Origin of the sequence: Streptomyces sp. Ru73 (assembly GCF_002920575.1) — a bacterium.
Classification (GTDB): domain Bacteria; phylum Actinomycetota; class Actinomycetes; order Streptomycetales; family Streptomycetaceae; genus Streptomyces.
Genome location: NZ_PQSQ01000022.1, coordinates 1 through 17,287, shown reverse-complemented (window position 1 = coordinate 17,287; position 17,287 = coordinate 1). Strand labels below are relative to the sequence as shown.

The following is a 17,287-nucleotide window of genomic DNA, read 5'->3' as shown; positions in this document are numbered from 1 at the left end:
TCCGGATCAGACCTGGAGGGCCTTCTCCAGGGCGGTGCAGCAGGTGTCCACCATCAGGCGGGTGACCACGTACGGGTCGACGTTGGCGTTCGGGCGGCGGTCCTCGATGTAGCCCTTCTTGTCCCGCTCGACCTGCCACGGGATGCGGACCGAGGCGCCGCGGTCGGACGCGCCGTAGCTGTACTGGTCCCAGGGGGCGGTCTCGTGGGCGCCGGTCAGGCGGTCCTCGATGCCGGTGCCGTACTGGCGCACGTGCTCCAGCGGCTTGCCGTCCTGGCCCAGCGCCTCGCACGCGGTGATGATCGCGTCGTAGCCCTCGCGCATCGCCCGGGTGGAGAAGTTGGTGTGCGCGCCCGCGCCGTTCCAGTCGCCCTTGGCCGGCTTGGCGTCCAGGGTGGCGGAGATGCCGAAGTCCTCGGCGGTGCGGTAGAGCAGCCAGCGCGCGACCCACATGTGGTCGGAGACCTCCAGCGGCGGCAGCGCGCCGACCTGGAACTCCCACTGGCCCGGCATGACCTCGGCGTTGATGCCGGAGATGCCGAGGCCCGCGGCGAGGCAGTTGTCCAGGTGCTTCTCGACGATCTCGCGGCCGAAGATCTCGTCGGCGCCGACACCGCAGTAGTAGCCGCCCTGCGGGGCGGGGAAGCCGCCCTCGGGGAAGCCGAGCGGGCGGGTGCCCTCGAAGAAGGTGTACTCCTGCTCGATGCCGAAGATCGGCTCCTGGTCCGCGAACTTCTCCGCGACCTCGCGCAGGGCCGCGCGGGTGTTGGAGGAGTGCGGGGTCATGTCGGTGTTGAAGACCTCGCACAGCACCAGGATGTGGTCACCGCCGCGGATCGGGTCCGGGCAGGAGAAGACCGGCTTAAGCACGAGGTCGGAGGCGTGGCCCTCGGCCTGGTTGGTGCTCGACCCGTCGAAGCCCCAGAGCGGCAGCTCGGCCAGCTCGGTGCGCTCGGCGAGGATCTTCGTCTTCGAGCGGAGCTTGGCGGTCGGCTGCGTGCCGTCGATCCAGATGTACTCGGCCTTGATGCTCACGGGAGCTTGCCCTTCCTGCGGGGTAGTACGAATACGCGTGCGGGCGTATCCAGGCACCTTGGCAACCGGCCGTTTCCCGGCCATTGCTCGAATGTGAACCCCGTGTTACTCAGGGCCTCCCGTGACGCACCCCACCCCGAGCGGGGCGGGGCGTTCACGGAGGTAACCGGGCATAGTGCCCGGCTCACTCGATGACGATCTCCACGGGAATGTTGCCGCGGGTCGCCTTGGAGTACGGGCAGGCCGCGTGCGCCTGCTCGACCAGCCGCCGGCCGGACTCGCCGGACAGCGACTCCGGCAGCTCGACGCGGAGCGTGACGGAGAGTGCGAAGCCGCCGTCCGCGTCGGGGCCGATGCCGACCTCGGCGGTCACCGAGGCGTCCTTGGTGTCCACCTTCGCCTGCCGGCCGACCAGTCCCATCGCGCTCGCGAAGCAGGCCGCGTAACCGGCCGCGAACAGCTGCTCGGGATTGGTGCCCGCGCCGTCGCCGCCGAGCGCGGGCGGCATCGCCAGTCGCAGGTCCAGCTGTCCGTCGGAGCTCACGGCCCGGCCGTCGCGTCCGCCGGCCGTCGCCGCCGCGGTGTACAGAGCGCTCATCGCCACCATCCCTCTCCAGGTCGGAGCCGGGGCCGCCGTCCGGCCCGGTCTCCTCGTGCCTCACTACAGCACACAATTAAGTAGCGCACAACTTAAATGGGTGCCGCTGTGTTGTACGTAATTAGAGGGCGCGCAAAGTCAGAGGTAGGCTGGTCGGCATGGCGGAGACGACGGATCAGGCGGGCGGCAGCGAGGCGGCGCCGCAGGACTACCTCCGGCTCGACCAGCAGATCTGCTTCGCGCTGCACGCCGCCACCCGGGCGTTCGGCGGCCTCTACCGCACCGCCCTGCGGGACCTCGGCCTCACCTACCCCCAGTACCTGGTCATGCTGGTCCTCTGGGAGCACGGCGAGATGCCGGTGAAGCAGATCGGCGCCCACCTGCGCCTCGACTCCGGCACCCTCTCCCCGCTGCTCAAGCGCCTTGAGGCGGCCGGCCTGGTGCGCCGCGAGCGCAGCGCGGCCGACGAGCGCTCGGTCACCGTGCGGCTCACCGACGACGGGGCCGCGCTCCGCGCCCGCGCCGAGGACGTGCCCCGCCGCATCGCGGGCGCGACCGGCCTGCCCCTCGCCGAACTGGCCGACCTCCGCGGCCGTCTGCACGCCCTCACGGAGACCCTGGACGCCGCGGCGCTCGACGGCCCCGGCTGCTCCTGACCCGCTCCGGGACGCACGGCCGTCCGATGCTTCCCGGCCACCGCGCGAACGATGCCTTCCGGCCCCGTGTGCCGTGTCACAGCCGCAAAGTGCCGACGTCCTCTGGCAACTTCGTTACTCCTCCGTAGAGTTGGGGCGTCCGCCCGCGCGTGGAGAGGATCGCATGAGCACCCTGGAAGCCCTGACGCTCGACCAGGTGGTCGACACGACCCGCTACCCCCTGACGGAACCGGCCGGCGCCGAGAGCCGGGCCGTGGTCGCCCGCGCCCGCCGGGACCTGGCCGAACGCGGCTGCACCGTACTGCCGGACTTCGTACGCCCGGAGCTGCGCGACCTGCTGCGCCAGGAATGCGCCGCGCTCGCCCCGCGGGCGCACTACGACGTCGAGACGGTCAACGTCTACAACATCGCGGTGGACGACACGCTGCCCGCCGACCACCCGGGCCGCATCCCCTTCGAGCGGGGCAACGCCTTCGTCGCCCGGGACCGCATCCCGCGGAATGCCCTCATCAGCCAGCTCTACACCCACGAGGCGTTCCGCTCCTTCGTCGCCCGCTGCTTCGGCCTCCCCGCACTCCACGAACTCGCCGACCCGCTCGCCGGCCTCGTCCTGAACGTCGTCGAGCCGGGACGTGAGCACCCCTGGCACTTCGACACCAACGAGTTCACCGTCAGCATGCTCACCCAAGAGGCCGAATCCGGCGGCACGTTCGAGTACTGCCCCGGCATCCGCTCGGCCGAGGACGAGCGCTTCGACGACGTGCGGGACGTCCTCCAAGGGCGGGGCGAGCGGCTGGTCCGCCGCCTCCCGCTGCACACCGGCGACCTCCAGCTCTTCATGGGGCGCTACTCGCTGCACCGCGTCAGCCCCGTGGCCGGCGGCACGGCCCGGCACTCGGCGATCTTCGCGTACAGCGAGCGCCCCGGCGTCGTCGGCAGCGTGGCCCGCACCCGCCAGCTCTTCGGCCGGGTGCTCCCCGAGCACCTCGCGGCCGCGGAGAAGCGCGCCGTGCGGGGCGACCGGCTGCTGGACTGAGCCGCCGCCGGGCATCCTCTCCACGACGGGGCGCCCCGCGGCGCCGGAGGAGGACCGCAGAGCCTCGCAGGACGTTTTCCCATCTCGCGATCCACGGAGGAGCAACCCCGTGCGCTTCGACACGACCGGAAAAGTCTCGCTCGACCACATCTACACGCAGCCCGACCCGCGCGCGTACTTCACCGTGCTGCGCACGCTGGACTACTGCGTACCGCAGCTCGCCAAGCCGTACTTCGCCAAGCTCCTCAAGGAGTACCGCGAGGAGCACCGCGTGGTGGTGCCCAAGGTCGTCGACATCGGCTGCTCGTACGGCATCAACGCCGCCCTGCTGAAGTACGACGTGAGCATGGACGAGCTGTACGCGCGCTACGGCGGCGACGGGCCAGCGGCGCTCTCCCGCGAGGAGCTGCTGGCCCGGGACCGCGAGCTGTCCCGCGCCCGCCGGCCCGCGCACCCCACCCGCGTCGTCGGCCTCGACGCCTCGGCCAACGCCCTCTCGTACGCACGGCAGGCCGGCTTCCTCGACGACACCGTCCACGCCGACCTGGAGAACGACGACCCCACGCCGGAGCAGCGCGCCCGGCTGGCCGGCGCCGACCTGGTGTTCTCCACCGGCTGCATCGGCTACGTCACCGAACGCACCCTCACCCGCGTCGTCCGCGCGCAGGGCGGCCACCGGCCCTGGATGGCCCACTTCGTGCTGCGGATGTTCCCGTTCGAGCCGGTCGAGCGCGCGCTCGCCGGACTGGGATACGAGACCGTCCGCGCCGACGGCGTGTTCAAGCAGCGGCGGTTCGCCTCCCCCGAGGAACAGACGCTCGTCCTGGACACGATGGCGGCGGCCGGAGTGGATGCCACCGGGCTGGAAGCGGAAGGCTGGCTCTACGCACAGCTCTACGTCTCCCGGCCGTACGGCCCGGCAGCACGCACCAGGTCAGCAGGACGCACCACGTCCCCCGATCACGACCCGAATCGAGAGCAGCTTTGAACGTCAGCAGGTCCACGGCCACCGCACCCACGGCCACCGCACCGTCGGCCCAAGCTCCCGGCACCGCCGCCACCTTCGCCCACGAGGACACCCTGCCGCGGGTGCCGCTGCCCAGCCTGGCGGACAGCTGCGCACGGTTCCTCGACTGGTGCGGGCCGCTGCTCACGCCCGAGGAGCGGGCGGCGACCGAGGCGGAGACGGCCGCCTTCAGCGCCCCGGACGGGCCGGGCCCGGTGCTCCAGGCGGCGCTGGAGGCGTACGACGCCACCCCCGGCGTGCACAGCTGGCTCGACACCTTCTGGCCGTACCGCTACCTCGGCCGCCGGGACCGCATCGCCCTCAACGCCAACTTCTTCTTCCTCTTCCAGGACACCGGGGAGGCCCAGGTGGCGCGGGCCGCCGGGCTGACCGCCGCGGCCGTCGCGTACAAGCGGCGGCTGGACCGGGAGGAGATCCCGCCGGTCGTGCTGCGCGGCGCGCCGCAGACCATGGAGCAGAACAAGTACCTCTTCTCCACCACCCGCATCCCCGGCGCGCAGCAGGACACGGTCCGCCACCCCTACTCCGAGGAGTGGCCGGGCCCCTCCGACGCGCGCCACGTCGTGGTGTTCTTCCGGGGCGCGATGTACCGGATGGACGTCCTGGGCGAGGACGGCACCCCGTACGCACTGGCCGACCTGGAGGCGGGGCTGGCCGCCGTCATGAAGGCCGGCACGGAACCGGCGGCGCCGGGCACCTCCGTCGGCCACCTCACCACCATGGCGCGCGCCGAGTGGGCGGCCACCCGCGAGACCCTGCGGGACCACCACCCGGCCAACGCGGCGGCCCTCGACGACATCGAGACCGCCCTCTTCTGCGTGGCGCTGGAGGACTTCGCGCCGGCCGGCACCCAGGAGACCTGCGACGAACTGCTCTACGGTGACCGCGGCAACCGCTGGTTCGACAAGGCGGTGACCTTCGTGGTCTTCGCCGACGGCCGGGCCGGCATCAACGTCGAGCACTGCGGCCTGGACGGCACGACCATCCTCAGCTTCGTCGACACCCTCCTCGGCACCCCGGCCGAGGAGCACTCCCGGCTCTCCGGCGCGCGCTCCCAGGGCCGCCCGCAGATCGCCCCGCTCCGCTTCCAGCTGGACGACGCCCTCCAGGCCCGCATCCGCGCCGCCGCCGAGGCGTTCGCCCAGTACGGCGCGGACACCGCGACCCGGACCGTCTCCTTCGACGACTTCGGGTCGACGGCCGCCAAGGCGCTGCGGGTCTCGCCCGACGCCTTCGTGCAGCTCGCGTACCAGCTCGCCCACCAGCGCGCCAAGGGCCGGCTGGGCGCCACGTACGAGTCGATCGCCACCCGGCAGTGGCGGCGCGGCCGCACCGAGGCCATGCGCGTCGTCACCCCGGAGATCCAGGCGTTCGTGGCCGCGATGGAGGACCCGTCGGCCGACGCGGAGACCCGCCGCGCCGCCTTCCGCGCGGCCGCCACCGCGCACGTCACCCGCGCCAAGGAGTGCCAGGCGGGCGACGCGCCCGAGCAGCACCTGTGGGAGCTGGAGCTCATCCAGCGCCGCCGCGGCGCGGAGCTCGGCATCACCGAACAGCCCGCCCTCTACCGCTCCCCGGGCTGGCTGATCATGCGTGACGACTACCTGAGCACCAGCTCGGCCCCGTCGGAGCACATCCAGTACTTCGGCTTCGGCTCCACCAGCAGCCGCTGCATCGGCGTCGCGTACGTGCTGCTGCCCGACCGCTTCAACCTCTACCTGAGCACCCCGCGCCCGGTCGCCGACCAGATGGACGCCTTCGCCGCCCACCTGCGCACGGTGGTCGGCGAGCTCCGCGCACTGCTGGCCACGGAAGGCTCCTGACCTCACGCGTCGGCACGGCCGCCGCCCCGGCCCGGAGCGGCGGCCGTACCGACCGGTCCGCTATTCCTGGCGTGCCCCGGCCTGCGAGCCGTCTCCGTTCGCCTGTGCGGAGCCTGTCCCGCTCTCCCCGTCCAGACTCGCCAGTGCCCGGCGGACCTGCTCCGCATCGGCTCCGGAAACGGTGATGCGCACGTCGCCGCTCTGCCGGGTCAGCACGACGGTGGGGTGGTCCTTCCGCTTTCCGCGCCACACCCGAAAGGCGAGGGACGTGGCCACGGCACTGATGCCCGCGCCGAGTCCGGCCGCGATCTCAGGAATGAGTGCCCACATCACGCCTGCTCCCATTCTGCGATGAAGGTGCTCGCGCCGGCGGTGACGAAGGTCGCGAAGAAGAGCACCAGTGACGATCCGGTCACGGACCCCTCGTCCAGCTTCTGGCTCATCTGCGGGGCCGAGGTGACGAAGGCGAAGAGACCCGCGGTCACGCACGCCATGGCGATATTCGAGAACGCCAGGAACCCGACGATGTTTCGCAGGCCCGAGCCGGACCGAGTGATGATCTGCCCGGCAGCCGCGGCGGCAAGGCTGGTGGTCACGATCAGCAGCTCGCCCCGGCTGAGGATTTCCGACAGGCTGACCCCCCGGTGGGTGAACGAATTCATGACGTAACCGAGGCCGATCGGCAGTACGCCGAATCCGACGCCGAAGAACAGCCAGTGCAGCATTTTCGGCCCCACGACCGCCCACGGCGACGGAGCGGCCGCGGCGGTGCGCCCCGCGGACCCGTCCCCGACGTCGGGGGCGGCCCCGTCCGTGCCGCCCACCGCGTCTGCCGGTGCTCCCACGCGCCCGGTGACGACCGGGTCGTGGGGCTGCTGCGAAGTCGCCACGCGCGTCCCCCTGCTTCGAAGCCTGCTCGTCCGCCCCGCCCCGAGCAGGCGTGACGGCACCAAGTTCCTACCCCACCAGCGCGCCAAAGTGCAGGGGTTCGGCCGGACCGGTACCTGTCTGTCGCGGGGTGGCGGCCCACTTTGTTGTAGCGCTCACGAATGTGCTGCGGCGCCGGATTTGCCCCGGCCCCGGGGCGGTGTGTCACAGTGGGCCGTCCCGGTCTGCCGGGCGCGCGCGTGCGCGCCGCTGCCGGGAAACCCCCTTACCCCAGACCTTCCGGCCGTGGCAGCGGCATGTCCGGAATGTCGTAGTGCTGGACTTCCCGACGACCTTCCTGAGAGCGATGCAGGCAACGACTCTTGCTCCCCGAGCCGCCGACCTGTTCACCCAGGGCCTGGAGCGCCGTACCGGCTCCGCCCTGCTGCGCTTCGGCGCCGCGCGGCAGCGCCCGGCCGGCCGGACCGGCTGGACCGGCGACGGTGCCGTCGCCTGGCTCGACGACACCCGCGGCCACGTGTGGAGCGTCGGCGAACCGGACGCGGCGGCCGGGCTCGTGCTGCGCGCGGCCCTGACCCGGCCCGACCGGGTACGGGAGTTCACCGGGCCGCGCGGCACCGAGACCCTGGTCGGCCGCCACCTGCCGGTCGCCGACGTCGTCGAGTGGATCTTCCGCTGGACGCTGGCGGAGCCGCCCGTCCAGCGCGGCGAGGACCGGGTGACCGCCCTCGACGAGTCCCACCACGACGAGCTGCTCGCCTTCCTCAACACCCACAGCCCGGCCCACTCCACCGGCCCCGGCGCCGAGGGCGTCAGCCTGTGGGCCGGCATCCGGGACCCGGAGGACGGCCGACTGATCGCCTGCGGCGCCCTGAGCAGCCTCCGCGACAGCGGCGCCCCGCTGATGGCCTCGGTCGCCACCGACGCGGCCCTCCGCGGCCAGGGCCTCGGCGCGGCCCTCACCTCCTGGCTCACCCGGCACGCCGTACGCCGCCACGGCTTCTGCACCCTCTGGCAGCTCGCCGACAACACCCCCGCCGAACGCCTCTACGACCGCCTCGGCTACCGCAACGAGGACCCCTGCGTCTCGGGCCGCCTCATCACCCCCTGAGCACGGCGCCCGAAAACGCCCGAGGGCCGTCACCCCCGACTGCGGGGTGACGGCCCTCGTACTCCCTGATACTGCGGGAGGGGTGCTCTTAGATGTCGAAGTACAGCTCGAACTCGTGCGGGTGCGGGCGGAGCTGGATCGGGGCGATCTCGTTGGTGCGCTTGTAGTCGATCCAGGTCTCGATCAGGTCCGAGGTGAAGACGCCGCCCTGCTGGAGGTACTCGTTGTCCTGCTCCAGGGCGTCGAGGACGGCCGGGAGGGAGGTCGGCACCTGCTGGACGTTGGCGTGCTCCTCGGGAGCCAGCTCGTAGAGGTCCTTGTCGATCGGCTCGGCCGGCTCGATCTTGTTCTTGACGCCGTCCAGGCCCGCGAGCAGCAGCGCGGAGAACGCCAGGTACGGGTTGGAGGACGGGTCGGGCGCACGGAACTCGACGCGCTTGGCCTTCGGGTTCGAGCCGGTGATCGGGATGCGCATCGCGGCGGAGCGGTTGCGCTGCGAGTACACCATGTTGACCGGGGCCTCGAAGCCGGGCACCAGGCGGTGGTAGGAGTTCACCGTCGGGTTGGTGAAGGCCAGCAGCGACGGGGCGTGCTTGAGGATGCCGCCGATGTAGTAGCGGGCGGTGTCCGAGAGGCCCGCGTAGCCCTGCTCGTCGTAGAAGAGCGGCTCGCCGCCCTGCCACAGGGACTGGTGGACGTGCATGCCGGAGCCGTTGTCACCGAAGATCGGCTTGGGCATGAAGGTCGCGGTCTTGCCGTTGCGCCAGGCGACGTTCTTCACGATGTACTTGAAGAGCATCAGGTCGTCGGCCGCGGCGAGCAGCGTGTTGAACTTGTAGTTGATCTCGGCCTGGCCGGCGGTGCCGACCTCGTGGTGCTGGCGCTCGACCTTCAGGCCGGCCCGGTCCAGCTCCAGGGAGATCTCGGCGCGCAGGTCGGCGAAGTGGTCGACCGGCGGGGCCGGGAAGTAGCCGCCCTTGTAGCGGACCTTGTAACCGCGGTTGTTCTCGATCGCGCCGGTGTTCCAGGCGCCCGCCTCGGAGTCGATCTCGTAGACCGAGCGGTTGGCGGAGGTCTCGAAGCGGACCGAGTCGAAGACGTAGAACTCGGCCTCGGGGCCGAAGAACGCGGTGTCGGCGATGCCGGTGGAGGCGAGGTAGGCCTCGGCCTTCTTCGCCACGTTCCGCGGGTCACGGCTGTACTGCTCACCGGTGATCGGGTCGTGGATGAAGAAGTTGACGTTGAGGGTCTTGTCCCGGCGGAACGGGTCGACGCGGGCCGTGGAGAGGTCCGCGCGCAGCGCCATGTCGGACTCGTGGATGGCCTGGAAGCCGCGGATCGAGGAGCCGTCGAAGGCGAGCTCCTCGGCCGGGTCGAACGCCTCCGCGGGCACCGTGAAGTGCTGCATCACACCGGGCAGGTCGCAGAACCGGACGTCGACGAACTTGACGTCCTCGTCCGCGATGAACTTCTTGGCCTCGTCGGCGTTCTGGAACATCCAACTCCTCCTAGCCCGGTCACCGGTCGGCGGCTCGGGGTTGCTCCTCGGATCGCGACCATGTGCGGTGGCGCGCTCGCCCGACCTTAGGCAGGCGGGATTTCCCGAGCATGACCCATTTGTTTCGCTCAGGTTAACCGGCGCGCGGTGGCCGTGACCGGCCTTACCGGCCCGGCCGCAGGCCGGTACCGCCGCGTTACGCCGTACGGAGGGGCGGTCCCCGCACCCCGCTTCGGGGTGCCCCGGCCCGCGGGAAATGTATGCGTTCGCAGTACCGTGGACGGGTGGACAACAGGCAAGCAATGGGATCGTGGCTCTCCGGGCCCCGCGCGGCGGCCGAGGACATGGGCGTCGACTTCGGCTACCGGGGCCAGCAGCTGGGACTGCCGGAGCACGGCCCCGGCTCCGTCGCCCGGCCGGGCCGCCGGATCGTGGCCCTCCTCGTCGACTGGGCCCTCTGCATGATCATCGCATACGGGCTGCTCAGCGGCGGCCGGGCGAACGCGGCGAGCAACTGGGCCCTGCTGGTCTTCCTCGTGCTGAGCCTGCTCACCGTCGGCACGGTCGGCTTCACGCCCGGGAAGCGGCTGCTGGGCCTCCGGGTCGTCGCCGAGGGCGGCGGCCGGCTCTCGCTGCCCCGCGTACTGGTCCGCACGATCGCGCTGATGATCGTCATCCCCGCCGCGATCTGGGACCGCGACGGCCGCGGCCTCCACGACCGCCTGGCCCGCTCGGTCCAGGTACGCATCTGAGCCGCCGCCCCTGAACGCGCGCGCCCCCCGGGCGCGCGAACGCAAGGCCCGCGGCGGCCCGCCCGGCCGCCATGCACGTGTACGTACGGCCGTCCCCGGGCAGCGCATACGAGTCCGGGGCGGCGGCCTGTCCCGTACGGAGAGTGTCCCGCCCCGGTCGGCCGGCGCGTGCACGTACGGCCGTTTCCGGCAGCGCACGTGAGCCCGGGGCGCGGCCCCGCAGCCGTACGGCGAGTGGCCCGCCCGGTCGGCGCGCGCGTACGCCTACGGTCGCTTCCGCGACGCGTACGGGGCCCGGCGCGCGCACCACGAGCCCGTGGCAGCGGCCCGGCAGCCCTACGTACCCGAACGCCGAGCGGCCCGGGACCAGCTGGTCCCGGGCCGCTCGGCGTGTGTCGGTCGTACGACGCCGGAGGCGTCAGCGCATCCGGCCGCCCTTCGGCATCCGCATGCCCTTGGGCATCGGCCCCTTCGGGACCGGCATGTTGCTCATCAGGTCGCCGAGCGCCCGCAGCCGGTCGTTGACCACGGTGACCTGGGAGCCCGGGAGTACGCGCGGCAGCTTCAGCAGCGTCGTACGGAGCTTCTTCAGCGGTACCTGGCCCTCGCCGTCGCCGACGACGAAGTCGTGGACGGGCGCGTCGGAGACGACCCGGGCCATCCGCTTCTTCTCGGCGGCCAGCAGACCGCGGAGCCGGTTCGGGTTGCCCTCGCCGACGAGCACGATGCCGGCCTTGCCGACCGCACGGTGCACGACGTCCTGGTTGCGGTTCATCGCGACCGCCGGCGTCACCGACCAGCCGCGGCCGATGTTCTCCAGTACCGCGGCCGCGGCTCCCGGCTGGCCCTCCATCTGTCCGAAGGCGGCCTTCTCGGCACGCCGGCCGAAGATGATCGCCATGGCCAGGAAGGCCAGCAGGAAGCCCAGGATGCCCAGGTAAACGGGGTGGCCGATCAGGAAGCCGATGGCAAGGAGAACGCCGAATACGACGATGCCCACGCCCGCGACGACAAGACCGACCTTGGAGTCGACCCGACGGGTCATCTTGTAGGTCAGGGCGATCTGCTTGAGCCGCCCGGGGTTCGCAGAGGTGTCTGCGTTTTCCTTCCTCGCCATGTACGGAAGTTTACGTGGCCGAGGTGCTCCGGGTCGCCGCGGCCTCCAGTACGTACTGGGCGGCCCGCCGGTCCTCGGCCCGGCGCCGGTCCTCGAGGACGGCGGTCCAGGCATTTCGCCGGGCGGTGCGCTGGCCGCCGCGCATCAGCAGCGACTCCATGGCGCGCAGGGCACCGGTGACGGACGGGATGGGCAGTGCGGCGGTGGCGCGGACGGGCGCGGCCTGCATGGCGGTAGTCCCCTTCGGGGTGGTGGGAACAACGGGGGTGTGAGCGGTGCGTGCATCCATCGTCACGGAAAGCTTCACGCAACGGTGTTACCAACGGATGACCGTACGGTCAAACGTCCATGAAAGCCCGGCGCGGCCCGCACCGCCCCAGCCTGGGAGAAGTGCGGACCGCGCCGTTTCGCGTGTGCCGGGATTCACATCGCCGGGGCCCGAAAGGGCCGCTTGCGAAGGCAAAGAATCCGCGGACGATCATGCGGATGGAGGGCGCCCGACAGTGATCCACGTGGCACGGCGGCCACCCGTCCACCATGCGGGCGCTTCCCGATGGTGATCACACCGCAGGGCACTGGGGCCCTGCCGGTGATCACACTGCCGGGCGCTGGGCCTCCGCCGCGCGCTTGTCCATGGCCTGCTGGTACAGCCGGCCGGCCCGGTACGAGGAGCGGACCAGCGGCCCGGACATGACGCCCTTGTAGCCGATCTCCTCCGCCTCCTCCTTGAGCTCGACGAACTCCTGCGGCTTCACCCAGCGGTCGACCGGGTGGTGCCGCACCGTCGGGCGCAGGTACTGGGTGATGGTGATCAGCTCGCAGCCCGCGTCGTGCAGGTCCTGCAGCGCCTCGCTGATCTCCTCGCGGGTCTCGCCCATGCCGAGGATCAGGTTCGACTTGGTCACCAGGCCGGCCTCGCGGGCCTCGGTGATGACCTTCAGGGACCGCTCGTAACGGAAGCCGGGACGGATCCGCTTGAAGATCCGCGGCACCGTCTCCACGTTGTGCGCCAGCACCTCGGGGCGCGAGGAGAAGACCTCGGCCAGCTGGTCCGGCTCCGCGTTGAAGTCGGGGATCAGCAGCTCCACGCCCGTGTCGGGCATCAGGCCGTGGATCTGCCGGACGGTCTCGGCGTACAGCCAGGCGCCGCCGTCCTCCAGGTCGTCGCGGGCGACGCCGGTGATCGTGGCGTAGCGCAGGCCCATGGTCTGCACGGATTCGGCCACGCGGCGGGGCTCGTCGCGGTCCAGCTCCTGCGGCTTGCCGGTGTCGATCTGGCAGAAGTCACAGCGGCGGGTGCACTGGTCACCGCCGATGAGGAAGGTCGCCTCGCGGTCCTCCCAGCATTCGAAGATGTTGGGACAGCCCGCCTCCTGGCAGACCGTGTGCAGGCCCTCGCTCTTCACCAGGCCCTGCAGGTGGTTGTACTCGGGGCCCATTTTCGCCCGGGTCTTGATCCACTCGGGCTTGCGCTCGATGGGGGTCTGGCTGTTCCGGACCTCCAGGCGCAGCATCTTGCGTCCGTCGGGTGCGACAGCGGACACTCCGGCTCCCTAAGCTTCGTTTCTTCGGCGTACCCAGGGTACGCCCGTTGATTCGCACGTCTTTACGTGCTGCGCAACCCGCTGCTGCCGGGTTGCATTCCGCCGGGGCCCGCTCGTGGCGGCCGCCGGCGGGCCGGGTCAGACGGCGCGCGGCAGGAGCTCGGCGTTCTCCAGCACGTCCCGCAGGTGCTTCTCGGCGACCGGCAGCACCTCGTCGATGGTGACCTCGCGGCCCAGCTCGTACGAGAGCGACGTCACGCCCGCGTCCCGGATGCCGCACGGCACGATCTTGTCGAACGAGGTGTTGTCCGGGTTCACGTTCAGCGCGAAGCCGTGCATGGTGACGCCCTTGGCCACCCGGATGCCGATCGCGGCCAGCTTGCGGTCCTCGCGGCGCTGCCCGGCGTTGGACGGGGCGTACTCCGGGCCGTTCAGCCGCGGGTCGAACAGCTCGTCGTTGACGCGCGGGTCGAAGTCCAGGTTCAGGCCCCCCAGGGCCGCGCGCTGCTCCACCGGGTCGCCCAGCACCCACACGCCGCTGCGGCCCTCGACACGGCTGGTCTCCACACCGAACTCGGCGGCCGTGCGGATCAGCGCCTCTTCGAGGCGGCGCACGTGCGCGACCACGTCCACCGGGCGCGGCAGCTTCTGGATCGGATAGCCGACCAGCTGGCCCGGGCCGTGCCAGGTGATCTTGCCGCCGCGGTCCACGTCGATGACCGGGGTGCCGTCCAGGGGGCGCTCGTCGTCGCTCGTCCGCCGGCCCGCCGTGTAGACGGGCGGGTGCTCCAGCAGCAGACAGGTGTCCGGGATCTCGTCGGCGAACCGGGCGGCGTGCACCCGGCGCTGCTCCTGCCACGCGGTCTGGTACTCCACGGCGTCGGCGCCGAAGCCCATCCGGACAAAGCGCAGCTCACTCATGGCAGCTCCTCTTATTGCAACCTTCGCGCCCGCCCCCACTGTACGGCCGTGCCCGGGAAACCCCGCGGGCGGCCGGTTACGGGACGGTACGGGGCCGGGGACGGCGGGCCTCGGGGGCGGGTGCCGGGGCGCTCTTCGGGGCGCGCGGACGGACGGGCGGGGCGCGGGCCCGTGCCGTGCGCCCGGGCAGCCGGGCGGCGCCCTCCGGGGTGTCCACGGGGCGGCTGGACAGGGCGTACGCGTGCCGTGCGGACCGGACACCAGGTGTGAAGCGAGGCGAGCCGTACCGGCCTGCGGAGCTGTGCTCACACGATCGGATGAACGCGGACGAAACGTGGCCGGAACTCCTCGTTGGGCCGCTACATTCACGCCGTTCCAGGAGGGCGAAAGCGCCGGACGGTGTCGACCGGGCCCGAACGGCGCGGCCCGGAAGGCAGGAGACCGCAGAGCTGATGACGGAACGACCCGACCCAGGCCCACAGCTTGAGGGATCGCCGCAACGCACACCCAACCGCAGACTCGCCGCGCTCATCGCGGAGGCGGGATTCTCCAATGCCGGTCTGGCCCGCCGGGTGGACCAGCTGGGGCTGGAACACGGGCTCGACCTGCGCTACGACAAGACATCGGTGACCAGATGGCTGCGCGGCCAGCAGCCACGCGGCACCACCCCCGCACTGATCGCCGAGGTGTTCACCCGCCGCCTCGGCCGCCGGCTCTCGGCACAGGACCTGGGTCTGGACGCCTGCGCACCCGTGTACGCAGGGCTGGAATTCGCCGCGACGCCCGCCGAGGCGGTGGACATCGTCAGCGGCCTGTGGCGCAAGGACTCCGGCAGCCACGCCGAACTGCGGAAGATCGCGTTCACCCCGGCGGGCCTGGTCGTGCCCAGCCGCGACTGGCTCATCGGGCGCGCCGACGAACGGGTCGCGCGCGGCGAGCAGGGCCCCGAGACCGGGCCGCCCCGAGTGCCGGCGCAGCTGCGTACCGGGGTGCCCCGGCAGCGCCGCCCCGACCGCGCGGACCGTCCCGACCCGGCGCACGGCTACCGCGTCTCCGCCGGCGACATCGCGGCCCTGCGCTCGGTCGCCGAGCTCTTCAGGACGCTGGACCACGCGTACGGCGGCGGCCACGCCCGCCAGGCGCTGGTGCGCTACCTGGAGCACGAGGCCGAGCCCATGCTGCGCGGCTCGTACAGCGAGAGCACCGGACGGCGGCTGTTCTCCGCCACCGCCGACCTCACCCGGCTGGCCGGCTGGACCTCGTACGACATCACCGCGCACGGGCTCGCGCAGCGCTACTTCGTGCAGGCGCTCCGGCTGGCCCAGGCGGCCGGCGACCGCGCCTACGGGAGCTACGTCCTGATCACCATGAGCCGGCAGGCGGTGTACCTGGGCCACGGCCGGGAGGCCGTCCAGCTCGCGCGGGTGGCCCAGCAGGGCATCGGCAGCGGCCCGCCGCCCCTGGTCCAGGCCCTGCTGCACACCGCGGAGGCGCGCGGGCACGCCGTCATGGGCGAGGTACGCGCCTGCACCGCATCCCTGGCCCGCGCCGAACGGGCCCTGGAGGCCGCGCGCCCCGGCGACGAGGTGCCGCACTGGGCACGGCTCTTCGACGAGGCGCAGCTCGCTGACGAGTTCGGGCACTGCCACCGCGACCTCCAGCAGTACCGCGCGGCGGCCCAGCACGCCGAGCGGTCGCTGCAGCTCCGCGGCGCCGGCTACGCCCGCAGCCGGCTGCTCTGCCGCATCGTCCTGGCCACTGCCCGGCTCGGCCTCGGCGAGCTGGAACAGGCGTGCACGCTGGGCGCCGAGGCAGCCGTACAGGCGGCGGAGATGCGGTCCGTACGCGTGCATGAGTACGTACGGGACTTCGAGCGCAGGCTGGAACCGTACCGGGACGCCGCCCCCGTACGCGGCTACCGCGACAAGGTGACGGCGCTGGGCTGAAGCGAGCGGCGGGAGGGCGCCGGCGCGGAGCCGGCGGTCCGGTGAGGGGCCGGAGCGGTGGTGGTGCCGTTCCGGCCCCTCGTGCGCGGGGGCCGCTTGCGGGGCGTGTGGTCGCGGGCCCGGTGCTCGGAGCCGCAGGCGGCCTGCTGACCGGTGGCGCCGTGGAACCTGCCGGCGGGGGGCGTCAGGCGGCGTCGGGGAGGGCGGGCGCCGAGTCGTCCGGCGGCGCCATCCCGAAGTCCTGCAGCAGGGCGTGGGCGGCCCGGCGGCCCGAGCGCAGCGCGCCCTGGACGGTGCCGGTGTCGCGGTGGTCGCCGCACACGTACAGCCCGGCCAGTACGCGTACCGGCCGCAGCGGATCGTGCGGCGCCGGCGTGGCCGGCACGGCGTACGGATCATGGTGCGAGGCCAGCAGCCGCCAGCCGTCGGCGGCCGTGCCGTACAGCCGCTCCAGCTGCGGGCGGACCGTCTTGTCGAGCGTGCCGGCGGGCAGCGTGGCGGCGGAACCGAGCACGGCCGTGGTGATCAGCGACCTGCCGGGCGGGGTGCGCGAGGGGTCGACCGCGCTCGCCAGATAGCTGTACGCCACCGGCCCCTCCGTCGGCAGGAACAGCGTCGGGTCCTGTGCCTGTGGATAACTCAGGGCGGAGTCGGTGGTGTGGTGCAGCATGGTGACCGGATGGAAGTCGGGGACCCGCAGCCCCGGCAGCAGTTCGGCGGCGTCGCGCGCTCCGGTGGCCACGAGCGCGGCACGGCACCGCAGTTGACGGTGATCGGAGGTGGTGACGAGCGTGGTGGAGACGGAGACGGCGCGGACGGACGTGCGCACGGTGCCCGGCGGCAGCGCGGCGGCGAGCAGCTCGGGGACGCTCGCCGCGCCTCCCGCCGGCAGACAGAGCCGGCCGGTGGCGAAGGCCTCCAGGGCGAGGGCGGCGCCGTGGCTGGAGCCCTGCAGCGTGGGGTCGCCGAGCAGGGCGGTCAGCAGCGGTCGCAGTGCCGCGGCGCGGGGCGACAGGACGTCATGGACCGGCTGGTCGCGGCCCGGGGCCTGGGTGCTTCGCGCGGCCCGCTGCGCGCTGGGGGCCGCGCGCAGAGCCTGGAGCCGGGAGGAGCCGAGCGAGGGGAGCCGCGGGGCACCGAGCCCGAGGCCGGGAAGCCGGGACGCGCCGAGGGACGGCAGTCGCGCGGTGCCGAGGGGGCCCGTCTGTGCGAGGGTGCCGAGCGAGCGGATCGGTCCCAGTTGCCCCAGGGAGGGCAGCCGGGACGTGCCGAGCGAGGGGAGGCGCCTGCTCTCGCCCTGCGGGTCGCCGTCGGGTGACGGCAGGCGGGGGCCGG

Annotated in this window: 17 protein-coding genes; 7 read left to right on the top strand and 10 right to left on the bottom strand. The window is 72.4% G+C overall.

Annotation, left to right across the window (positions count from 1 at the left end; translation table 11 throughout):
- Positions 1 to 6: 6 nt before the first annotated feature.
- Together glnII and C3486_RS13025 are read right to left on the bottom strand one after the other, a co-directional pair.
- Entirely contained in the window at positions 7 to 1,035 is a 1,029-nt protein-coding gene (gene glnII / locus C3486_RS13030; protein ID WP_103832815.1) for a glutamine synthetase, read from the bottom strand.
- Between the two features lie 184 nt (positions 1,036 to 1,219).
- Positions 1,220 to 1,633 (bottom strand): organic hydroperoxide resistance protein, encoded by a 414-nt coding sequence (locus C3486_RS13025; RefSeq protein WP_103832863.1) that lies wholly within the window; start codon positions 1,631 to 1,633, stop codon positions 1,220 to 1,222.
- 158 nt (positions 1,634 to 1,791) lie between these two features.
- Between C3486_RS13025 and C3486_RS13020 the strand changes: the two genes are divergently transcribed.
- The 4 genes from C3486_RS13020 (at position 1,792) to C3486_RS13005 (ending at position 6,175) form a co-directional block, all read left to right on the top strand.
- Entirely contained in the window at positions 1,792 to 2,289 is a 498-nt protein-coding gene (locus C3486_RS13020) for a MarR family winged helix-turn-helix transcriptional regulator (RefSeq protein ID WP_103832814.1), read from the top strand.
- A gap of 163 nt (positions 2,290 to 2,452) precedes the next feature.
- The gene (locus tag C3486_RS13015; protein WP_103832813.1) at positions 2,453 to 3,325 is read left to right on the top strand and encodes an arpA protein; all 873 of its coding nucleotides are present in this window, start codon (positions 2,453 to 2,455) and stop codon (positions 3,323 to 3,325) included.
- A 109-nt stretch (positions 3,326 to 3,434) separates the two neighbouring features.
- Entirely contained in the window at positions 3,435 to 4,313 is an 879-nt protein-coding gene (locus tag C3486_RS13010) for a class I SAM-dependent methyltransferase (RefSeq protein WP_103832812.1), read from the top strand.
- On the top strand, positions 4,310 to 6,175 hold the full coding sequence (locus C3486_RS13005) for a choline/carnitine O-acyltransferase (protein ID WP_103832811.1): 1,866 nt from the start codon (positions 4,310 to 4,312) through the stop codon (positions 6,173 to 6,175). The genes C3486_RS13010 and C3486_RS13005 overlap by 4 nt, the downstream gene beginning before the upstream one ends.
- Before the next feature lie 60 nt (positions 6,176 to 6,235).
- On the opposite strand, the gene C3486_RS13000 is transcribed toward C3486_RS13005, so the two are convergent.
- Positions 6,236 to 6,505: a hypothetical protein gene (locus C3486_RS13000; RefSeq protein ID WP_103832810.1), complete on the bottom strand. Its 270-nt coding sequence runs from the start codon at positions 6,503 to 6,505 to the stop codon at positions 6,236 to 6,238.
- Positions 6,505 to 6,900, bottom strand: a complete 396-nt coding sequence (locus C3486_RS12995) for a hypothetical protein (RefSeq protein ID WP_146074993.1) — start codon at positions 6,898 to 6,900, stop codon at positions 6,505 to 6,507. The genes C3486_RS13000 and C3486_RS12995 overlap by 1 nt, the downstream gene beginning before the upstream one ends.
- 509 nt (positions 6,901 to 7,409) lie before the next feature.
- On the opposite strand from C3486_RS12995, the gene C3486_RS12990 reads away from it, so the two are divergent.
- Positions 7,410 to 8,174 (top strand): GNAT family N-acetyltransferase, encoded by a 765-nt coding sequence (locus C3486_RS12990; protein WP_103832862.1) that lies wholly within the window; start codon positions 7,410 to 7,412, stop codon positions 8,172 to 8,174.
- A gap of 88 nt (positions 8,175 to 8,262) precedes the next feature.
- Here the strand turns inward: C3486_RS12990 and glnA are convergent, their stop codons facing one another.
- Complete coding sequence (gene glnA, locus C3486_RS12985; protein WP_103832808.1) at positions 8,263 to 9,672, bottom strand: type I glutamate--ammonia ligase; 1,410 nt, start codon at positions 9,670 to 9,672, stop codon at positions 8,263 to 8,265.
- A 284-nt stretch (positions 9,673 to 9,956) separates the two neighbouring features.
- Here glnA and C3486_RS12980 point away from each other — a divergent pair, with 284 nt between their 5' ends.
- Positions 9,957 to 10,424 (top strand): RDD family protein, encoded by a 468-nt coding sequence (locus C3486_RS12980; protein ID WP_103832861.1) that lies wholly within the window; start codon positions 9,957 to 9,959, stop codon positions 10,422 to 10,424.
- Positions 10,425 to 10,842: 418 nt separating this feature from the next.
- Here the strand turns inward: C3486_RS12980 and C3486_RS12975 are convergent, their stop codons facing one another.
- From C3486_RS12975 to lipB, 4 genes are all read right to left on the bottom strand, one after another.
- On the bottom strand, positions 10,843 to 11,541 hold the full coding sequence (locus C3486_RS12975; protein ID WP_103832807.1) for a DUF4191 domain-containing protein: 699 nt from the start codon (positions 11,539 to 11,541) through the stop codon (positions 10,843 to 10,845).
- A 10-nt stretch (positions 11,542 to 11,551) separates the two neighbouring features.
- Positions 11,552 to 11,770, bottom strand: coding sequence for a hypothetical protein (locus C3486_RS12970; RefSeq protein ID WP_103832806.1), 219 nt, complete (start codon positions 11,768 to 11,770; stop codon positions 11,552 to 11,554).
- 364 nt (positions 11,771 to 12,134) lie between these two features.
- Complete coding sequence (gene lipA / locus C3486_RS12965) at positions 12,135 to 13,085, bottom strand: lipoyl synthase (protein ID WP_103832805.1); 951 nt, start codon at positions 13,083 to 13,085, stop codon at positions 12,135 to 12,137.
- Positions 13,086 to 13,223: 138 nt separating this feature from the next.
- Positions 13,224 to 14,006, bottom strand: coding sequence for a lipoyl(octanoyl) transferase LipB (gene lipB / locus C3486_RS12960; RefSeq protein ID WP_103832804.1), 783 nt, complete (start codon positions 14,004 to 14,006; stop codon positions 13,224 to 13,226).
- A 452-nt stretch (positions 14,007 to 14,458) separates the two neighbouring features.
- Between lipB and C3486_RS12955 the strand changes: the two genes are divergently transcribed.
- The gene (locus C3486_RS12955; RefSeq protein WP_103832803.1) at positions 14,459 to 15,952 is read left to right on the top strand and encodes a regulator; all 1,494 of its coding nucleotides are present in this window, start codon (positions 14,459 to 14,461) and stop codon (positions 15,950 to 15,952) included.
- 184 nt (positions 15,953 to 16,136) lie between these two features.
- On the opposite strand, the gene C3486_RS12950 is transcribed toward C3486_RS12955, so the two are convergent.
- Positions 16,137 to 17,287 (bottom strand): FAD-dependent oxidoreductase (locus C3486_RS12950; protein ID WP_103832802.1); only part of this gene is annotated, 1,151 nt, incomplete at its 5' end.